Raw genomic sequence first — 16,238 nt, forward strand, 5'->3', positions numbered from 1 at the left:
TTTGCCGGCGACAGCGCCGGAAACCGACATCAGGCGAAAGATGCCCAACCGCATCGCAGGTGGTCGCTTGCGCGCTGTTCCCTTTTCTTTTTATTTGGTATACCAAACACCAACCGAGAAGTAGGGTCAAGCGACTGAATGTAAAATCGTTCGGCCAAGCGCCAAAGACAGTCCTGCGCCGTAGTCTTCTGGGCTCATGGAGCGGTTGCAGCGCGCAACCATGACGGGCAAGATACATTCGGGCGTCTGGTATATTGTGTCCCTCTCGGTTATGGCTAAGCCTCAAATATGGAAATGCACAAATGACAGGCATCGATCACAACGCGATCGACATGACGATCCCCACTCAGACGATCAACCAGAGAGCATATGATCGTCTCTGCGGCCTTATTCTTTCCGGCCATCTCGGCTTCGGCGAGCGCCTCGACGAGCGCGTGCTCGCCGAACGCATGAAGATCAGCCGAACGCCAATCCGCGAGGCGATAGGCCGCCTCGCCACCGAAGGGATTGTTGAACGGCGGCCCTATCAGGGGAACTTCGTCCGCACCTTCACTTCCGAGCAGATCAAGGATCTGTATGAGGTTAGGATCGAATTGGAGAGCCTCGCTGTCCATCTTGCGGTGGCCCGTGCGACGCCTGCCGACGTTGACGAACTCGCTGATACGATCCGGCGGTGTCACGCCGCTTTCGACGCCGACGACCGGATCGCGTTCGAAAAGCTCGATCAGGAGTTTCACGAATCCATCGCCCGGTTTTCACGCAACGAGACGCTGATCGATTGTCTTGAGAATTTGCGTCTCCAGGTTCAGTTGGCCCGCCACTACGCCAATGATGCGCCCGACCTGCCGCAACGCACGATCGGCGAGCGCAACGCGGTTCTCCAGGCTTTCAGGGACAAGGATGGGGAGGCGGGGGCACGTCATATGCGCGAGCATATCGAGCATGCTCGCGCCGCGGTATCGACGCAGTTGCCGGAGTAAAAAAGGCGCCGTCCTCGGGGAACGGCGCCTTGATCGTGTCGGATATCAGGCGACTTCGCCCCCGGTTTCCATCGACACCGTGTCGCGATAGGCGCTTGAAAAGCAGATTCCCAGTTCCGCCACTTCGTCTCCGATATTTCGTGCGTTGTGGACGATACCGGGGGGGACGGTTATGGAGTCACCCTGCTGCATCTCGATCTCTTCGTTCTCCCAGGTATGGACGATGCGGCCGCGCACGACGGTGAGGACTTCCTCGCAATTGGGATGATAGTGACGGCCATTGGCCTTGCCAGGGTCGATGTAGCAAATCCCGACGGTGAGATTTTCCGAGTTCTTCCGATCCGCCGAAACCTGCCAGACCAGTTTCCCCCACGACGTGATATCCACATCGTGGTTCGACCACCGGCTTACCTTGTCTTCAATGCTCATTGTCAGATGTCCTGTTTGATAGAGACGCTGTCGCCCGCGGACAGAAGCGCGGCTTCGTACACACGGGTGAGTTTCAGCGCGAAGGCGAGTGAGCCGATCGTGGCGGGGCGCCCATCGAGGATCGAGTCGCAGAAATGCTGCAACTCGCCATGAAGACCCTGCGTGAAGACGGCTTTGTTTTCGAGGGTGTTCAGCCCGTCCTGCGCTTCCCAGACGATCGCACCGCCGGTCAGGCCGGGAGGCGCGAAGGAGGTCCCCGTCGCATATTTGAAATCGATGCCACGCTGGTAGCTGATGCGGCGCGAGTTCTCGATTTCGATCGATTGGGAATTGGCATAGATCGTGTAGCGCTCGAAGGGCTGAAACATGGGAGCGCCCTGGGCAAGATGCAGGTTGCTGACGGCGCCGCTCGTATGTTCGATGATCAGCGCTCCGCCCCCATGGCGACCACGGTGTGTGGTAACGCTCGCCACGTCGCCTCCGAGTTCCAGAAAGACCGCAAGCGGATGGCAGCCATTCGCAAGCCAGTTCGTCGCTTCGCGGTCGTCGAGAACCTTGCGTCCGTTCTCCGGAATGGACATCGGATACATGCCGACGATGCTGCGTAGCGGTCCGACGTCGTCCATGGCCAGCAATTCGACAGCCTTGCGCACCGCGGGCATGAAGGCTTTCTTGTATCCCACAACACAGACCCGATCGCCTTGGGCTGCGATCATCGTCTCGACCTCTTCCGCGACCATGGCGGCAGGCTTCTCCATCCAGACGTGCAGGCCCGCCTTGAAGGCGTCCACAGTCAAGGATGGATGCATCTGCGGGGAAACGCACAGGATGACGGCCTCGATATCCGCCTTCTCATACATCTCCTGAGCCGACGTGTAGCTCGACGTCGCGCCGTACTGCTTTGCGGTCTGCGCAGCGCGATCCGCATCGATGTCGGCGACAGCGACGAGTTCCAGAGGCAGATAGGTGAGGGTAGGGAAAATGTTGCGGTAGCTGTGCGAACCCGCGCCGACGATGCCGACACGGATGCGGCGCTGGGCATCTCTCTGATAGTCCATTATTCGACTCCGGGTACCTGGCTGCGAAGAAAATCGATGTCACGCTTGACGACGGTCGAGTAGTCGTAGTCCGGCTTGTTCTCGCCATGCTGCGTGGGGTTTATGCAGATCACCGGCGAGACACCGTCGGCGACGACCCGCTTGGTGATCTCGACGACCGGCCAGTGCGCGTCTTCCAGGGCGACGTTCCAGCGCAGCGCCTTGCTGTCGCCTTCGTGCTGGCCGCCTTTAACGTGGTAATATTGGATCAGCGGCTTCAGCGTTTCGTAAACCTCGACCGTCGGGAACACGCCCGTTGCCCACTGGTTCTGGACATCCCATGTCAGCGCCACGCTGTCTGAGCGATCGAGCTCCGCGAAGAACTCGACCATTTCGTCGGCTTGCGACAGCATGCATTTGAACGCTTCGTTCTCGATGGTCGGTCGCAATCCCGCATCGACGACGCGGTCGATCGCCTCGCGATAGACGTCGAATACCCAAGGATATTTGCTCTTGATGAGCTCGATGGAGTTTTCGCCTTCCTGACGCGAAGGGAGCTGCGCCGCGATGAGACGGAGCACCGTCGGCTGGAAAATCTTCCCCAGCTCGATCAGATGGGTGAGTTTGCCGAGGTGCTTCTCGCGGAAGAGTGCCTCGCCTTTTTCCACCTCTTCAAAGAACGTGCTGGTCGACATGCAGAAGACGTCGAGACCATTCTTGTCGATGGCCTCCTTGGCGCGTTTCGCGGTCTCGATGTCGAGCGCGGCGACCCAGTTGCCGTAGATGCCGTCACGCAGATCCAGCCAATGCAGGCCCCAGTCGCGATGGATTTGCAGGGCGCGATCGAAATCGGGATCCGCCATCGAATTCAGTATCGTCAATTGACTGGTCACTAAACTTCCTTTCCTTAATCGAACTCTTTGTCAGGCGAACGTAACCGCCTTGAATTCCCTCATGTTCTCGGTGATGGCGATCTCGGTCGGCAGGCGCTCCATGCTCGACGCGCCGAAAAAGCCGACAACGCCCTTCGTCCGCTGCAGCACGAAGGCTGAATCGGCAGGCGAGGCGATCGGGCCGCCATGGCAAAGGACGATCACATCATCGCGCACCGCATGTGCGGCGTCCCGGATCGCCTGTACGCGCTCGACGGATTCCTCAAGCGTCAGCGCCGTGTGCGCGCCGATCGAACCGGACGTCGTCAATCCCATATGGGCGACGATCACGTCGGCGCCCGCCCTGGTCATGGCGACCGCCTGATCAGGGTCGAAGACATAGGGCGAGGTCATCAGCCCGACCTGGTGCGCCATCGCGATCATCTCGATCTCGAGATCGAAGCCCATGCCGGTCTCCTCCAGGTTCTGACGGAACGTCCCGTCGATCAGGCCGACCGTCGGAAAATTCTGGACGCCCGTGAAACCGGCGTCAGCGATCTGCCGCAGAAACACGGGCATGCGCCGGAACGGGTCGGTGCCGCAGACGCCTGCGAGAACCGGCGTGTCCTTGACGATGGTCAGCACCTCGCCAGCCATCTCCATGACGATCGCATTGGCGTCGCCGTAAGGCATCAACCCTGCAAGCGATCCACGCCCAGCCATCCGGTAGCGGCCGGAATTGTAGATGATGATGAGGTCGGCGCCGCCTGCCTCCGCACATTTTGCGGAAAGGCCCGTTCCGGCACCCGCGCCCACGATGGGTCGCTTCTCGGCGATCTGCCGGCGCAGCCGACCGAGCGCGGTATTTCTATCGACCATTCTTGCTTCCTTCCAATGTCTTGATGGCGACTACCTCCTCCAGCGCATCGACGAGGGCGTCGGCAAAGGCTGGATCGTTGATGTCCATGTCGTATTCGCGAAGCGTGACTTCAGGCGCCAGATTGTCCTTCAGCGCTCCGATCAGGGCGGCGTCCGCCGCCGGATCGTGGAACGGCTGCCCCTCGGTCGCGATCAGCGAGATGCCTTTCAGAGGAACGAGCACGATCCGTGGGCCGCTGCCGTCCGAAAGCCGTTGGGCAAGCCGTTTGCCAAGTTCGGCACATTCCTGCGGCGTGGTGCGCATCAAGGTGATCGACGCATTGTGCTTGTAGAGATTACGGTCGCGAAACTTGTTGGGAACCGTGTCCCAGCCGCCGAAATTGACCATGTCGAGAGCGCCCAGGCTGACGACCTGCGGCACCCCAGCCTTTGCCGCTGCGGTCAGCCGGTCAGGCCCCGCGGAAAAGACGCCGCCGACAAGTTCGTCGGCCAGTTCCGTCGTCGTCACGTCGAGCACCGCCGTCAGCAAGTCGGCCGCGACGAGCGCCTCCATCGACTGACCTCCGGTTCCAGTGGCGTGGAAGACGAGGACTTCATAGCCCTTCTCTTCCAGCCGCTCGCGCGCTCTTTGCACGCACGGTGTCGTCACGCCGAACATGGTCGCGCCGATCAATGACTTTTGCTCGCCATCCTCCTGCTCGCCTTCATGATCCTGCGCAACCATGCCGGCGATGGCGCCGGCGGCATTGTCGAGGATGCGGCGGGAGATCTTGTTGATGCCGGCGATGTCCACCACCGAATACATCATGGTGATATCGGTCGCGCCAACATAGTCGCGCGTGTCACCCGACGCGACGGTCGAGACCATGAGTTTTGGCACGCCGACGGGCAGGCCGCGCATTGCCGCGGTGATCAACGTCGTACCGCCCGTTCCACCCAGACCCAGAATGCCGTCGAGCTTGCCGGCTTCATGAAGTCCGCGAATGATCTCCGTCGCTCCCTTGCTCATGATTTCGACGGCGGCACCCCGGTCGTTTCCCGCGATAAGCGCCGCGACATCACCACCTCCGGCCTTGGCGACTGCACCCCGTTCCACGTCGGGATCGAAGGGCGGCCGGCCCAGTACCCCGGCGTCGATAAGTGTCGTATCGATCCCCCGGCGCGACAATGCGCGCCGGAGAAAGTCGTATTCCACGCCCTTGGTATCAAGCGTACCCAGCAGGACTACATTGGGCATGTTCTTCTCCTCCATTTCCAATTCAGGCAGAGTTCGGGCGCGGCATTGCCGGTGCCGCATTCGCTGCCAGTCGATCCTCATGCTGCGCCGCCTCGATCTGGTTACGCGCACCGATCATGATGGCGCCCAGGATCTGGAGGATGATGAACGGTAAGGGGAGGAACCGGACGATCGGATCGCCGACATTCAGACCGGACATGAACAGCGACCAGAACAGCGCCGCGCCACCGCCCAGCGAACCGATGACGAGGAAGATCAGGCCGAGCTTAGGCATGAAGCCAGCCGAGACTTCCTCCGGCTTCATGATGTCGGTCCACAGCAGGCCCCACTTCTTGATCCGCGGCTGCAGAATCTTCAGAACGAAGGGGCCTCCGATGACTGGTGCCACGAGGTTGCTGATCAGGACGGCGGTCGCATAGGCATGCGGCGGCGCCAGCCGCAGCAGGAGGCAGACCCACCAGGTCAGCATCACGACAGTGCCGAACGCCTTCAGGACGGCGATGGTCTCGAAGCGAACCAGCTTTTGGAAGGAGTTCAGCGAGACATCCAGATCATTGGCCGGGCTCAGGACGCTCCACAGCTTGTAGGCCATGAACGCGGTCATGAAGTTCGAAACGAAGCCGCCGACAGCACCCGGGCTGAGGGTGCCGAAGAAATCGCCGATCAGATTGCCGATCGCCGCGCCCCAGGCGCCGGCGGGACCGAACATCAGTCCCAGCGCGATCGGCAGGACCCCGGCGATGCGGAACGAGACGTGGCCCGGAATAATTGGAATGCTTTGGAATGGGATCAGTACCGCCGCGTAGATCGCCGCGCAGAGTGCGGTCAGCACGATCATGTTCGTGTGACGCCACATTGTGAAGACTTCGGTCATTTCAATTGTCCCCTGTTTCGACTTTTTGATTTTGTATTGACGCTACCCATAGAAACCCTCGAGCCCTCCCAGGCCCGAGAAACGAAGCCAGAAAGCAATCGCCAGTACGAGCACGCTGACGGCGACAGTCACCGCATCGATCCGGCCAAAGCGCGGATTGAGGAAGAACGTGCGTTCGCCACCGGCGTTGAAGCCCTTCGATTCAAGCGCCATGGCGAAGATCTGTGTCGACCGGATGGACGACACGAAGATCGGAATGACGATCGGCGTGAACTTGCGGATGCGGGCGAATATGCTTCCCGAATCGACGTCGTGGCCGCGCGATCGCTGGGCCTGCGTGATGACCAATGCCGTGCCCAGGATCGTCGGCACGAGCCTCAGCGCGGTCGAGACCGCGAAGCTGATGCGGTAGGGCACTCCGAAGCGCACCAGAGCCAGCGCGATCTCCTCGTTGGAGGTAGTCGACAGGAAGACGAGACCGGCGATGATGAGGATGTTCAGTCTGAACGCCACGGACAGGCCGTAGAGGAGGCTTTCGCGCTCGACGATCCAGAAAAGCGGAGTCTCTCCGGGCGTCGAAACCGCGAACAAAGCTGCGGTAACCACCGCGATGATGACAAGGAGTTTCCAGAGGCGGCGAACATTCGCCCAGGCACCCGCGAGCGTGACGACGATCAGTTCGACGACGAGCACGCCGAACGTATAGACCGGATCGTCGAAGGCGAAGGCCAGGATGAAGCTGACCAGCAGGAGGATCACCTTCGTGCGCGGATCGAGACGGTGCATGAAGGTGTCGCGGTCGAGATAGAGGTAGACGTTCATCGCGCCGCTCCTCCCTCGGTCACCGCACGCATTTCCTCCACCGTCAGCACCGTGTGCCCCAGCCGATTGCCAAGCGAGACGATCGGGGGTGGACGCAGCGCCACGTCACTTAGGTCATGCTCCTGGGCGAAGACCTCTCGCGTCGCCCCGTCCTTGACGAGGCAGCCATCCTTCATGACCAGGACGCGATGGGCGAACTCGCACACCACCCACATGGCGTGGGTGACGATGATGATGGTCGAACCGGCCTCGTTGAGGCCCTTGATCATTTCCATCATTCCACGCTGCTCGTGATAGTCGAGGCCTGTCGTGGGCTCGTCGAGGATCAGAACCTCTGGCCGTATCGCCAGCACCGAGGCCACCGCGACCCGCTGGCGCTGCCCCTTGGTGAGCGCAAACGGGTCCTCGGCCTCGAACCCTTCGAGCCCCACGGAACGCAGCGCCTCGGTGACCCGCTCGGCGATGACGTCTTCGGCGAATTTGCGCTTGCGCAGGCCGAAGGCGATCTCGTCGAAGACCGTATCGGAAAATATCTGATGGTCCGGGTTCTGGAAGACGTAGCCGATGTGGGCGCCAAGCTCGAGCACGCTCGACGTGGCGGTATCGAGCCCGACAACGGCTACCTTCCCCTGTGACGGTCGAAGCAGGCCGTTCAGATGCTTGATCATCGTTGTCTTGCCGGAGCCGTTCTGACCAAGGACGGCGATGAACTCGCCGCGACGGATCGTGCAGGAGACGTCCTTTACCGCCACAAGGCCCGTATCGTAGCGATGCGACAATCCGGCGATCTCGACCACCGGCTCGCCATAGCTCTCCTGGCGGACATGCTCGAGCGTCAGACGTGCGCCCAGACGCGCAGCGTCGATTCGCAGGCTGCCCTTTTCGTATTCCGCCACGCCTGCCTCTACCGTCAGCGGCCGATCATCGGCTTCATAACCGAGACTTGAAAACAGATCCGGGATTTGCAGGGGCATCGCCCGGATGCGGCGGAACAGCTCGACCTTGCGCAGCACCTGCTCGGCAGGCCCGTCTTCAAGCACGCGACCGTCGCACATCAGGATCACGCGCGTCGCCATGAGTGCTTCCGGCGTTTCGTGCTCGACCACGACAAGCGTGACATTCTGGCTGCACAGCTTGTTGGCGATCTCGAACACTTCCTGCTTGCCGACAGGATCCAGGTCGGTGGTAGGCTCGTCGAGGCAGATGACGGAAGGGCTGGAAGCCAGCACGGAGGCGATGGCGAGACGCTGCTTCTGTCCGCCGGACAGCGTGGCGGGCTGGCGCTTCTCGAAGCCGGTCAGATGCACCTCATCGAGAGACTTGACCACCCGCCGCCTGATCTCGGCGCGGTCCATGCCGAAGTTCTCGGGAGCGAACGCCACCTCCAGCGTCACGTTGGTGGAAAAGAGCTGCGCCTCGAAATCCTGAAAGACCATGCCGACATGGCGCGCCATTGCGCCGACCGTGCTCTCAAGGGTCGAATTGCCGGCAATTTGAACGGTCCCATGCATCTGTCCGCGCGTCAGGTGTGGAATAAGGCCATTGAACGTCTGGCACAGCGTGCTCTTCCCGGCTCCCGACGGTCCCATGATGACCACGAACTCACCCGGTCTGATATCCAGCGTCAGATCATCGAGCGCCAGCTCGGCAGCGCCCCGATAACTGAAACTCAGATTGCTGATGCGGACAGCAACCTCCGGGTCGGGTTGCACTGCGTTTCCAGTCATGAAGCCTCCCAAAATCGTCGCGGCTAGTTCCCGTCATCTTATCGTTGGAAATATTGTATACCAGATACAACATAATGCAAATCCCATGATCCCGATTTCCCGGGAAAAATGAAATCAGCCTTTCCGGGTTTCGGTGGCCTGGGCGCGATCGAGATCTGCAAAAGGCTCTTCGCGGATTTTCAGGAACTGCGAGAGCGGCATTTCCTTCAGCATCCGCATCCAACGCCGCCCCTCATTGGTGGCGTGGAGTGTCGCGGTCGTCTCGCGATTGAAGTCGAAGGAGGTCTGGAACCCTGCGGCAAGCTGCTGATGGTTGAGCGCGGCCTTGGCGAATTTGATTGCCGGCAACGGCATGCGGGCCAATTTTCTCGCGAGCGCTTCCGTCACCCGCTTGAGGTCCTGGGCGGGCACGACGCTGTTCACGAGATGGATGCGATGAGCCTCCCGCGCATCGATCAGATCGCCCGTGTACATAAGCATGCGCGTGTGACGCATGGGCACCAGCCACGGCATCGCAAGCGAAGGCGGCGCAGATGCATGGCGCACTTCGGGTTCGCCAAAGCGCGCATCCTCGGCCGCGACCGCCAGATCACAGCACATCATCAACTCCAGCCCGCCCGCCAGCGCATACCCGTTTACGGCGGCGACGATGGGTATCGGTGCCTGCCAGATCGTCAGGAGCCTCTCGCAATTGGCGGCAATGTTGTCGCGCCAACCTTCCACGTCGAGTTCGAAATCGTCGGAATTGAGATCGTAGCCCGTGGTGAATGCGCGTCCGGACCCCGTGATGATCAGCGCATTGATGGCGGGATCGGCGACCGCCCGGCGGACAGCCGCATCCAGTTCATCGAGCAATTCGCCATCCATGGCGTTGAGCTTGTCCGGCCGGTTGAGCGTGATCGTGGCGAAGGCGTCGGTCGCATCGCGCTCGAACAGGATCGTGTTGTAGGTCATGGGGCTTTCCTGCGGTCTTGGGTGAGATCGATGACGCCGGTCCGCACCGGATCGGCGAAGAGGTCTGCTACGAGCGGCGTACGGTTCTGCAGCGCGAGCCGCATGTTTGCCTGCCCTTTGTCGTTGATTTCGCCCAGGGCCGGAGACAGAGGGCGGGCGTCGCAGATCGCCCGGGCTATCCGCGTGGTCGATGCGGGGGATGCCGCGTTGTGAGCGCGCAGCCCGCTGGTGATCCGGGTGAGCGCGGCAGAATCGTGCGATCCCATCACCACCAGTCCGAGGCGGTCGCCATCGGTGGTGACGAGGATGTCGGTGACGGCGTCCCCGAGGCGAGCCAGGAGTGCCAGGCGCAGCGGGCCGACCGAGACCCAGCTTCCATTCGAAAGCTTGAAATCATCCGCGACGCGCCCGTCGAAGATCAGCGAGATCACCGGGTCGCCACGGCGCGTCAGTTTCATCGCATCGCCCGTCCGAAAATAGCCCTGCGCATCAAACGCCGCCGTCGTCCGCTCGGGGTCCTTCCAGTAGCCCGGTGTCACGTTGGCTCCGCGGACGCGCAGTTCTGTCTTGTCGCCTTCGGGCACTAGCCGCAGATCGAGGCCGGGAAGCGGGAGACCGACGAGGTGCGGGTGGTCTATCTCGAAATGAACGAGGGAAACGGTCGAGCCTGTCTCGGTGGAGCCGTAGCCGGACACCAGCGCGACAGGGTGCGGTCGCGCGTCGTTAACCTCTGCGACGAGTTTCCGCAGCCGGTTCCAGATGTGCGGGCTAAGCCCCGCGCCGGCGAAGAAGATGACCCGCAGCCGCTCAAAGAAGCGGGCGCGAAACTGCGCGTCGCTTTCCAGCATTCCGACGATCGCGGCCAGACCTTTGGGCACGTTGAGATGAACGGTCGGCGCGATGTCGATGATGTTGCGGACGGTGCGCGCCACGCCCTGCGGGTCGGCGGGGTGTCCGTTGTCGATGTGGTAGGTCCCACCGTGCCAGATCGCCTTGTGGAGATTGTCGTTGCCGCCGAAGGTGTGGTGCCATGGCAGCCAGTCGAGGATCACCGGCGGGCCCTCGGTCAGCCACGGCCACACAAGCTCGTAGCCGATCTGGTTGGCGGAGATCATCCTGTGGGTGACCATCACCATCTTGGGCATTCCGGTGGAACCGGATGTCAGAAATATTGCGGCGAGGTCATCGAGGCCGATCGCCCGTTCGGCGACCGGCAGTCTCGACAGCCCGGTTTTCGCAAGAGCATCGAAGGACGGCGTGCCGAACACGCGGGTCTCGACCTCAGCAGCCCAAAGATCGGGCGAACAGCCATCGAGGCATGCTCGGGAAAGAACCAGAAGGCCCGGCCGCACGACACCGGCGATCTGTTTCAGCCGTTCGTGTGCGCCATGTCGAAAAAGGGCCGGTGAGAGGGGCACGAAAGGGACGCCGGCACGCAACGCAGCAAACCGCAACAGCGCCTGATCGACAGATGGTTCCCCGCCAATCAACAGGGGTCGGTCAGCGCCGAGCCCAAGACTCAGCAGCCCCTCGGCGATTGCTCCCGTCCTTTCCCAGGCTTGGCCGTAGGCAACACTGTTCCAGCCACTCGGCGAACGCTCGGCGATCATCGGATGGGCCGGGCGGCTTGAAGCCCATACGCGCATGCGAGCAGTCAGCAACTCAACATGATCGGGAAACGGGATCGGCGAGCGCAGTCCGATCTCACCATCGCTGAGGTGGCGGATGTCGAGGGCTGGGGGTGCGAACCCTGGAAGTCGGGACGGCAGGGCCCTTATGTCGTCCTGCCGTTCACCGACGCGTTGTGGCCATGTCCTCACGTTACGAGAGGCCGGTGACGCGGGCGCGCAGGAAATCGAGATCGCGCTTGGCGACGGCCCCGTAGTCGTAGCCGTCGACATAGTCGCCATGTTGCGGTGGGTTGAGGCAGATCACCGGCGAGACACCGTCGGCGACTACCTGCCGGGTGATCTCGACCACCGGCCAGCTCGCCTCCTCAAGGGCAACGTTCCACGCCAGCGTGCGGCCGTCATCGCCGGCCCGCCCGCCCTTGGCGTGATAGTAGCGCATCAGCGGCTTCAAGCGGTTATAGACTTCGAGCGATGGAAAGACACCGTTTGCCCAATGATTCTGGACGTCCCAGGTCAGGCCGACGTCTTTGCGGTCAAGCCGATTGAAGAAGTCGTGGAATTCGTCCGGGTCGGCGAGGAAGCAACCCTTCGCCTCGTTCTCGATGGTTGGCTGGAACCCGGCGTCGGCGATGCGATCGACCGCCTCGCGATACACATCGATGACCCATGGGTGACGATCGGAGATCGTCTCCATCGAACTGCGGCCGTCTTCGCGGCCACTCATCGACGCCGCCAGAACACGGATGATCTTCGGCTGGATGATGCGGGCCGCGGGAAGGATAGTCTGCAACTGCTCCAGATGGCGCTCGCGGAAATGCGCCTCGCCGTTTTCGATGTCATCGAGGAAGATGGCCGTCGAGAAGCAGTAGACCTTGAGCCCTGCCGCATCGATCTCGGCTTTCGCCTGCCGCGACTCCTCTTCGCTCAGGGCGAACAGCCGCTTTCCATAGATGGCGTCACGCAGGTCGAGCCATTCGATATTCCATTCGACATGCTTGCGCAGCGATGCCGTGAAGTCCTGATCGGCCATCGAACTCAGCATGGTTAGTTGCGACATCGGTTGTCTCCATTGACGGGCATTGATGAATGGGAGCTATTGGTTGGCGCGGTCGTTCCACTTGAGGAAGTGGCGTTCGAACAGGCTGACCACGCCGAAGAAGGCGGCCGAGAAGGTCGCCCCGACGATGATAGTCGCGTAGAGCAGGACGGAATCGTAGTTGTAGGTCGCCTCGATGATGAGCGCGCCTATGCCGCGCGTGCTGCCGATCCATTCCGCCACGATTGAGCCGATCACCGCTGACGGCGCCGTGATCTTCAAGGCCGCGAAGAGGTACGGCATCGCGTTTTTTAGCCGCAGCTTGGTGAACACCTCCCGCTCGGAGGCCGAGAGGATACGCATCAGCTCGAGTTGCTGGCTGGATACCGCGCGCAGGCCGCGCGTCATGTTCACCAGCGTCGGAAAGAAGCATATCAACGCGGCGATCGCGACCTTCGGCTCCATTCCATTCCCAAGGAGAAGCACGAGTATCGGTGCTTTGGCGACCGTCGGCACGGTGTTCATCATCACGGCGAGCGGAAAGAAAGCCTCCTCGGCAGTCGGGCGATAGACGAAGGTCGTTGCAACCGCGACGGCGGCGAGATTGCCGATCACATAACCGGCCAGCGCCTGCAACGCGGTTGGAGCGAGGTTCTCCATGAACATCGGAAAACGGGACCAGAGCGTGGCAAAGACTGCGCTCGGAGCCGGCGCGATGAAGTTCGGCACCTCGAAATATCGTACTCCCGCCTCCCAGATCAGCACCAGCACAAGGATGGTGACGACGGGCAGGACACGGCGGCGCATGGTCAGGCGGCGTGCTCTCGCACGGAAAAGATCGGCCGCCTGATCGTCGGATTCGAAAGCGGCTTGCGAGGGGCTTTGGGCTATATCGCTCATCAGCAGGTTTCCAGCACCTTGCGCAGATAGGCTGCGTGCTTGACGAATTGCGGCGTTTCCTTCGACGCCGCGTTGCGGGGCTCGGGAAGGTCGAGCGTCACCCGCTCGCGCGTCCTGCCCGGCCTCGCGGTGAGCAGAAGAACCTCACGGCCGAGAAAGGTCGCTTCGTAGATCGAGTGTGTCACGAAGACGACGGTCATCCCGGTCTGCTCCCATATCCGCAGCAACTCCTCGTTCAGCCGGTCGCGTGTTATCTCGTCCAGCGCGCCGAACGGCTCATCCATCAACAGAAGTTTCGGATCGCCGACGAGCGCACGCGCGATCGAGACGCGCTGGCGCATGCCGCCCGAAAGCTCGTGCGGATAGGATCCTTCCCAGCCGGCGAGGCCAACCATTTCGAGCAGTTCGCGGGGCGACCTTCCGGGACGACGGGCACCACCTCCAACTTCCAGCGGCAGCGACACGTTTTCCAGCACGGTCCGCCAGGGCAGAAGCGCGGAATCCTGAAACACGAAGCCGATGTCCCGGCCCTGACGGGCGGCGGATGGCGGTGCGCCCAGAACTTTGACAGACCCCGTATTGGGCTCGATCAAATCCGCCATCACTCTTAGCAGGGTCGACTTTCCGCAACCCGACGGACCGAGCAAGACCATGAAGCCGCCGTCTGCGATCTCGAGATTGATGTTGTCGAGGGCCGTCACCGTGCCGCGTTCCGTGGTGAAGCGGACGGAAACGCCGGCAATCTCGACTGCCTTGGCCGTCTCTGGTTGGGCGACGGGGCGAACGTCCTTTCTCGAAGCAGGCTGCATGGCCATTCTAGCCGAGCTTCGGACGAGCGTCCGCGGTCGCGTCCAGCACCGATGTGGTGATGATGTCGTCCAGGGCCGGCGTACCGGCCGTGAATTGGCCCAGGGAATCGTAGAGATCGATCTGCGACTGCCAGACCTCGGGATCGAAAGTGCCCCAGCCGTGCTCGCGGGTCCTGGCGTCGAACATGTAGTCCATGAGAAGCGGCATCGCGAGGAGTTCGTCCTCCCGCACTCCGCGCGAGTTCATCTCCAGATAGGTCTCGATCGCCGCGTCGCGATGTTCGTAAACATAGGCCCAGCCGCGCGCGACGGCGCGTACGAAGCGTGCGACCGTCTCGGGCCGGCGCTCCAGCGTGTTCAGATTGACGTAGTTCACGGATGCGTAGAGCTGCACCCCGCTGTCCCACAGCCGCAGGCTTTCGACGTCGCCGAGCTTGGAAATGGCCGTCGCCTGTGTGGCCCAGTTCGTGACCACGTCCACTTGACCGGTCATCAAGGGCGTCATGTCCGCGCCGATCGTGACGATCTCGACCTGATCCTCGGGAATGTCGTTCACCTTGAGGAGCGCGGATACGAGGATACGGCCCGTCTGGTTGACGCCGATCTTCTTGCCGACCATATCCTGCGGCGTCTTCACCGGGTTCTCGGCGCGCGAATAGAAGGTGTAGGGGTGCTCCTGAAGCTGTGAAAGCACGGCTTTCACCGGAATCTTCTGCGAGACCGCCGTCATCAGATTGGGGCTGGACGAGACGATGCCCATATCCGCCTGGCCAGCCGCAACGATTGCTATGCCATCCATGCTGGGGCCTCCCGGCAGCGTGTTCACCACCAGGCGCTCCTCTTCGAAATAGCCCAGCTTTTCGGCCATCATCTGGCCCATCTGGTTGTTGTTCAGAAGGAACGAGAGCTGAAAGTTGACGGTTTCGGTGGCGTCCTGCGTGCGGCCACGCGTGGTGATCAGCGTCGGCGCGGCGAGGCCCGCGGCAGCAACAAGGCCCGCTTTCAGGACGGATCGACGTTCAAGAGTCAATGGCATGCCGTTCTCCCTTCAGCACCACTTTGATCGACCGCGCAGAATATGCGGTATTTGGTATACCAACACATACGGACGCGCTTCGTCAAGCGCTTGACGCAGGGTAATCGCCAAGCGGATAGTTAAAGCGGCTGTCTTGATCTTCCCAATGTGTCTCAGCAGGGCGTCATGCCTGGAGTGGAGGGCCAGGAAGCGAGTTTCAAGATGAGGTTGGTGCGAGTAAGATTTTCAACTTTCGGCTTCCCCGCAGAGCGTTGCTCCGCAAAAATGACGTCAGCGCCCATCTCGATTTTGTTGCACAACGGTGATACACACGCCGCTTGAACCGCGGCCATGAGCTATTGATTTTGCAAGGTTTTTTCTGCGATCTGCCCCGTCCTCGCCTTGGCGCGGGTGCGGTTGTCGCTCATCGTGTCGGTGAGCCAGTTGACGAGCCCCGCGCCGGAATGATCGGCCATCACAAATGTTGCCCTCAATCTAGATTTCGACCCTGACCAAGAAGCTTGGCACGGCCCTGTATGTAATCCAGTTCCTTCAAACAGTCGTCGGGCGCTACGAGCAGGTCGGTGCAGAACTACGGATTGCGACAGCCGCTTTCGGGATCCTAGGCAGCTAACAGCTACGACCGAATGGGGACGTGATTGTTGAATCGATCCCGACGCGCGGCTGGAGAGTCGGGTCAACCGTCGGGCTGTTACAACACGATATTCTACGTGCTGCGAGCCGGCTGCCTATGGCGGCAATTGCCGAGAGAGTTTCCAGTTGGAACGCAGTCTATTACTATTCCGATCTGGTAACGCACCGGCGTCTGGGTTCGCCTGGGTCGAAAGCGTCACATTCTGGTCGACATACTGGGCCTGCCGCTCGCCAATCGCGTCGAGAGGCTGCCGATGTTTCGAATCGGCGCGCCGGAGCTCGACTGACCGCCGGACTGCAGACGATCTTTCCGCGATTACCACCGTCATCGCCGGTACCGGGTATGAGAGCGAGAAACTCGCCAGCGCCCTGCCAGAACAGT

The 16,238-nt window shown here is 61.5% G+C and carries 15 protein-coding genes; 1 reads left to right on the forward strand and 14 read right to left on the reverse strand.

Features of this window, described 5'->3' with window-relative positions:
• Positions 1-302 precede the first annotated feature (302 nt).
• Complete coding sequence (locus AAFN55_RS24095; protein ID WP_347801545.1) at positions 303-980, forward strand: GntR family transcriptional regulator; 678 nt, start codon at positions 303-305, stop codon at positions 978-980.
• Between the two features lie 45 nt (positions 981-1,025).
• On the opposite strand, the gene AAFN55_RS24100 is transcribed toward AAFN55_RS24095, so the two are convergent.
• From AAFN55_RS24100 to AAFN55_RS24165, 14 genes are all read right to left on the reverse strand, one after another.
• Positions 1,026-1,409 carry a cupin domain-containing protein gene (locus AAFN55_RS24100; RefSeq protein ID WP_347801546.1) on the reverse strand — a complete coding sequence of 128 codons (384 nt, stop codon included), beginning with the start codon at positions 1,407-1,409 and terminating at the stop codon, positions 1,026-1,028.
• Positions 1,410-1,411: 2 nt separating this feature from the next.
• A complete protein-coding gene (locus tag AAFN55_RS24105; RefSeq protein WP_347801547.1) occupies positions 1,412-2,467 on the reverse strand; it encodes a Gfo/Idh/MocA family oxidoreductase in 1,056 nt (351 codons plus the stop codon).
• Positions 2,467-3,339 (reverse strand): TIM barrel protein, encoded by an 873-nt coding sequence (locus tag AAFN55_RS24110; RefSeq protein WP_347801548.1) that lies wholly within the window; start codon positions 3,337-3,339, stop codon positions 2,467-2,469. Before AAFN55_RS24110 ends, AAFN55_RS24105 begins: the two co-directional genes overlap by 1 nt.
• A 30-nt stretch (positions 3,340-3,369) precedes the next feature.
• Positions 3,370-4,197 (reverse strand): phosphoenolpyruvate hydrolase family protein, encoded by an 828-nt coding sequence (locus AAFN55_RS24115; protein WP_347801549.1) that lies wholly within the window; start codon positions 4,195-4,197, stop codon positions 3,370-3,372.
• Positions 4,187-5,434, reverse strand: a complete 1,248-nt coding sequence (locus AAFN55_RS24120; RefSeq protein WP_347801550.1) for a Tm-1-like ATP-binding domain-containing protein — start codon at positions 5,432-5,434, stop codon at positions 4,187-4,189. The genes AAFN55_RS24115 and AAFN55_RS24120 overlap by 11 nt, the downstream gene beginning before the upstream one ends.
• Positions 5,435-5,456: 22 nt before the next feature.
• Positions 5,457-6,308, reverse strand: a complete 852-nt coding sequence (locus AAFN55_RS24125; protein ID WP_347801551.1) for a QueT transporter family protein — start codon at positions 6,306-6,308, stop codon at positions 5,457-5,459.
• A gap of 42 nt (positions 6,309-6,350) precedes the next feature.
• Positions 6,351-7,130: an energy-coupling factor transporter transmembrane component T gene (locus AAFN55_RS24130; RefSeq protein ID WP_347801552.1), complete on the reverse strand. Its 780-nt coding sequence runs from the start codon at positions 7,128-7,130 to the stop codon at positions 6,351-6,353.
• Positions 7,127-8,857: an energy-coupling factor transporter ATPase gene (locus AAFN55_RS24135; protein WP_347801553.1), complete on the reverse strand. Its 1,731-nt coding sequence runs from the start codon at positions 8,855-8,857 to the stop codon at positions 7,127-7,129. The genes AAFN55_RS24130 and AAFN55_RS24135 overlap by 4 nt, the downstream gene beginning before the upstream one ends.
• Positions 8,858-8,971: 114 nt before the next feature.
• Positions 8,972-9,811, reverse strand: a complete 840-nt coding sequence (locus tag AAFN55_RS24140) for an enoyl-CoA hydratase/isomerase family protein (protein ID WP_347801554.1) — start codon at positions 9,809-9,811, stop codon at positions 8,972-8,974.
• On the reverse strand, positions 9,808-11,721 hold the full coding sequence (locus AAFN55_RS24145) for an AMP-binding protein (RefSeq protein ID WP_347801555.1): 1,914 nt from the start codon (positions 11,719-11,721) through the stop codon (positions 9,808-9,810). The genes AAFN55_RS24140 and AAFN55_RS24145 overlap by 4 nt, the downstream gene beginning before the upstream one ends.
• Positions 11,633-12,499, reverse strand: a complete 867-nt coding sequence (locus tag AAFN55_RS24150; RefSeq protein ID WP_347801556.1) for a TIM barrel protein — start codon at positions 12,497-12,499, stop codon at positions 11,633-11,635. Before AAFN55_RS24150 ends, AAFN55_RS24145 begins: the two co-directional genes overlap by 89 nt.
• Positions 12,500-12,535: 36 nt before the next feature.
• Positions 12,536-13,378, reverse strand: a complete 843-nt coding sequence (locus AAFN55_RS24155; protein ID WP_347801557.1) for an ABC transporter permease — start codon at positions 13,376-13,378, stop codon at positions 12,536-12,538.
• Positions 13,378-14,187 (reverse strand): ABC transporter ATP-binding protein, encoded by an 810-nt coding sequence (locus AAFN55_RS24160; protein WP_347801558.1) that lies wholly within the window; start codon positions 14,185-14,187, stop codon positions 13,378-13,380. Before AAFN55_RS24160 ends, AAFN55_RS24155 begins: the two co-directional genes overlap by 1 nt.
• Positions 14,188-14,194: 7 nt before the next feature.
• Positions 14,195-15,223, reverse strand: coding sequence for an ABC transporter substrate-binding protein (locus tag AAFN55_RS24165; protein ID WP_347801559.1), 1,029 nt, complete (start codon positions 15,221-15,223; stop codon positions 14,195-14,197).
• Between the last annotated feature and the right edge of the window lie 1,015 nt (positions 15,224-16,238).

Source organism: Mesorhizobium sp. CAU 1732, from assembly GCF_039888675.1.
Lineage (GTDB): Bacteria > Pseudomonadota > Alphaproteobacteria > Rhizobiales > Rhizobiaceae > Aerobium.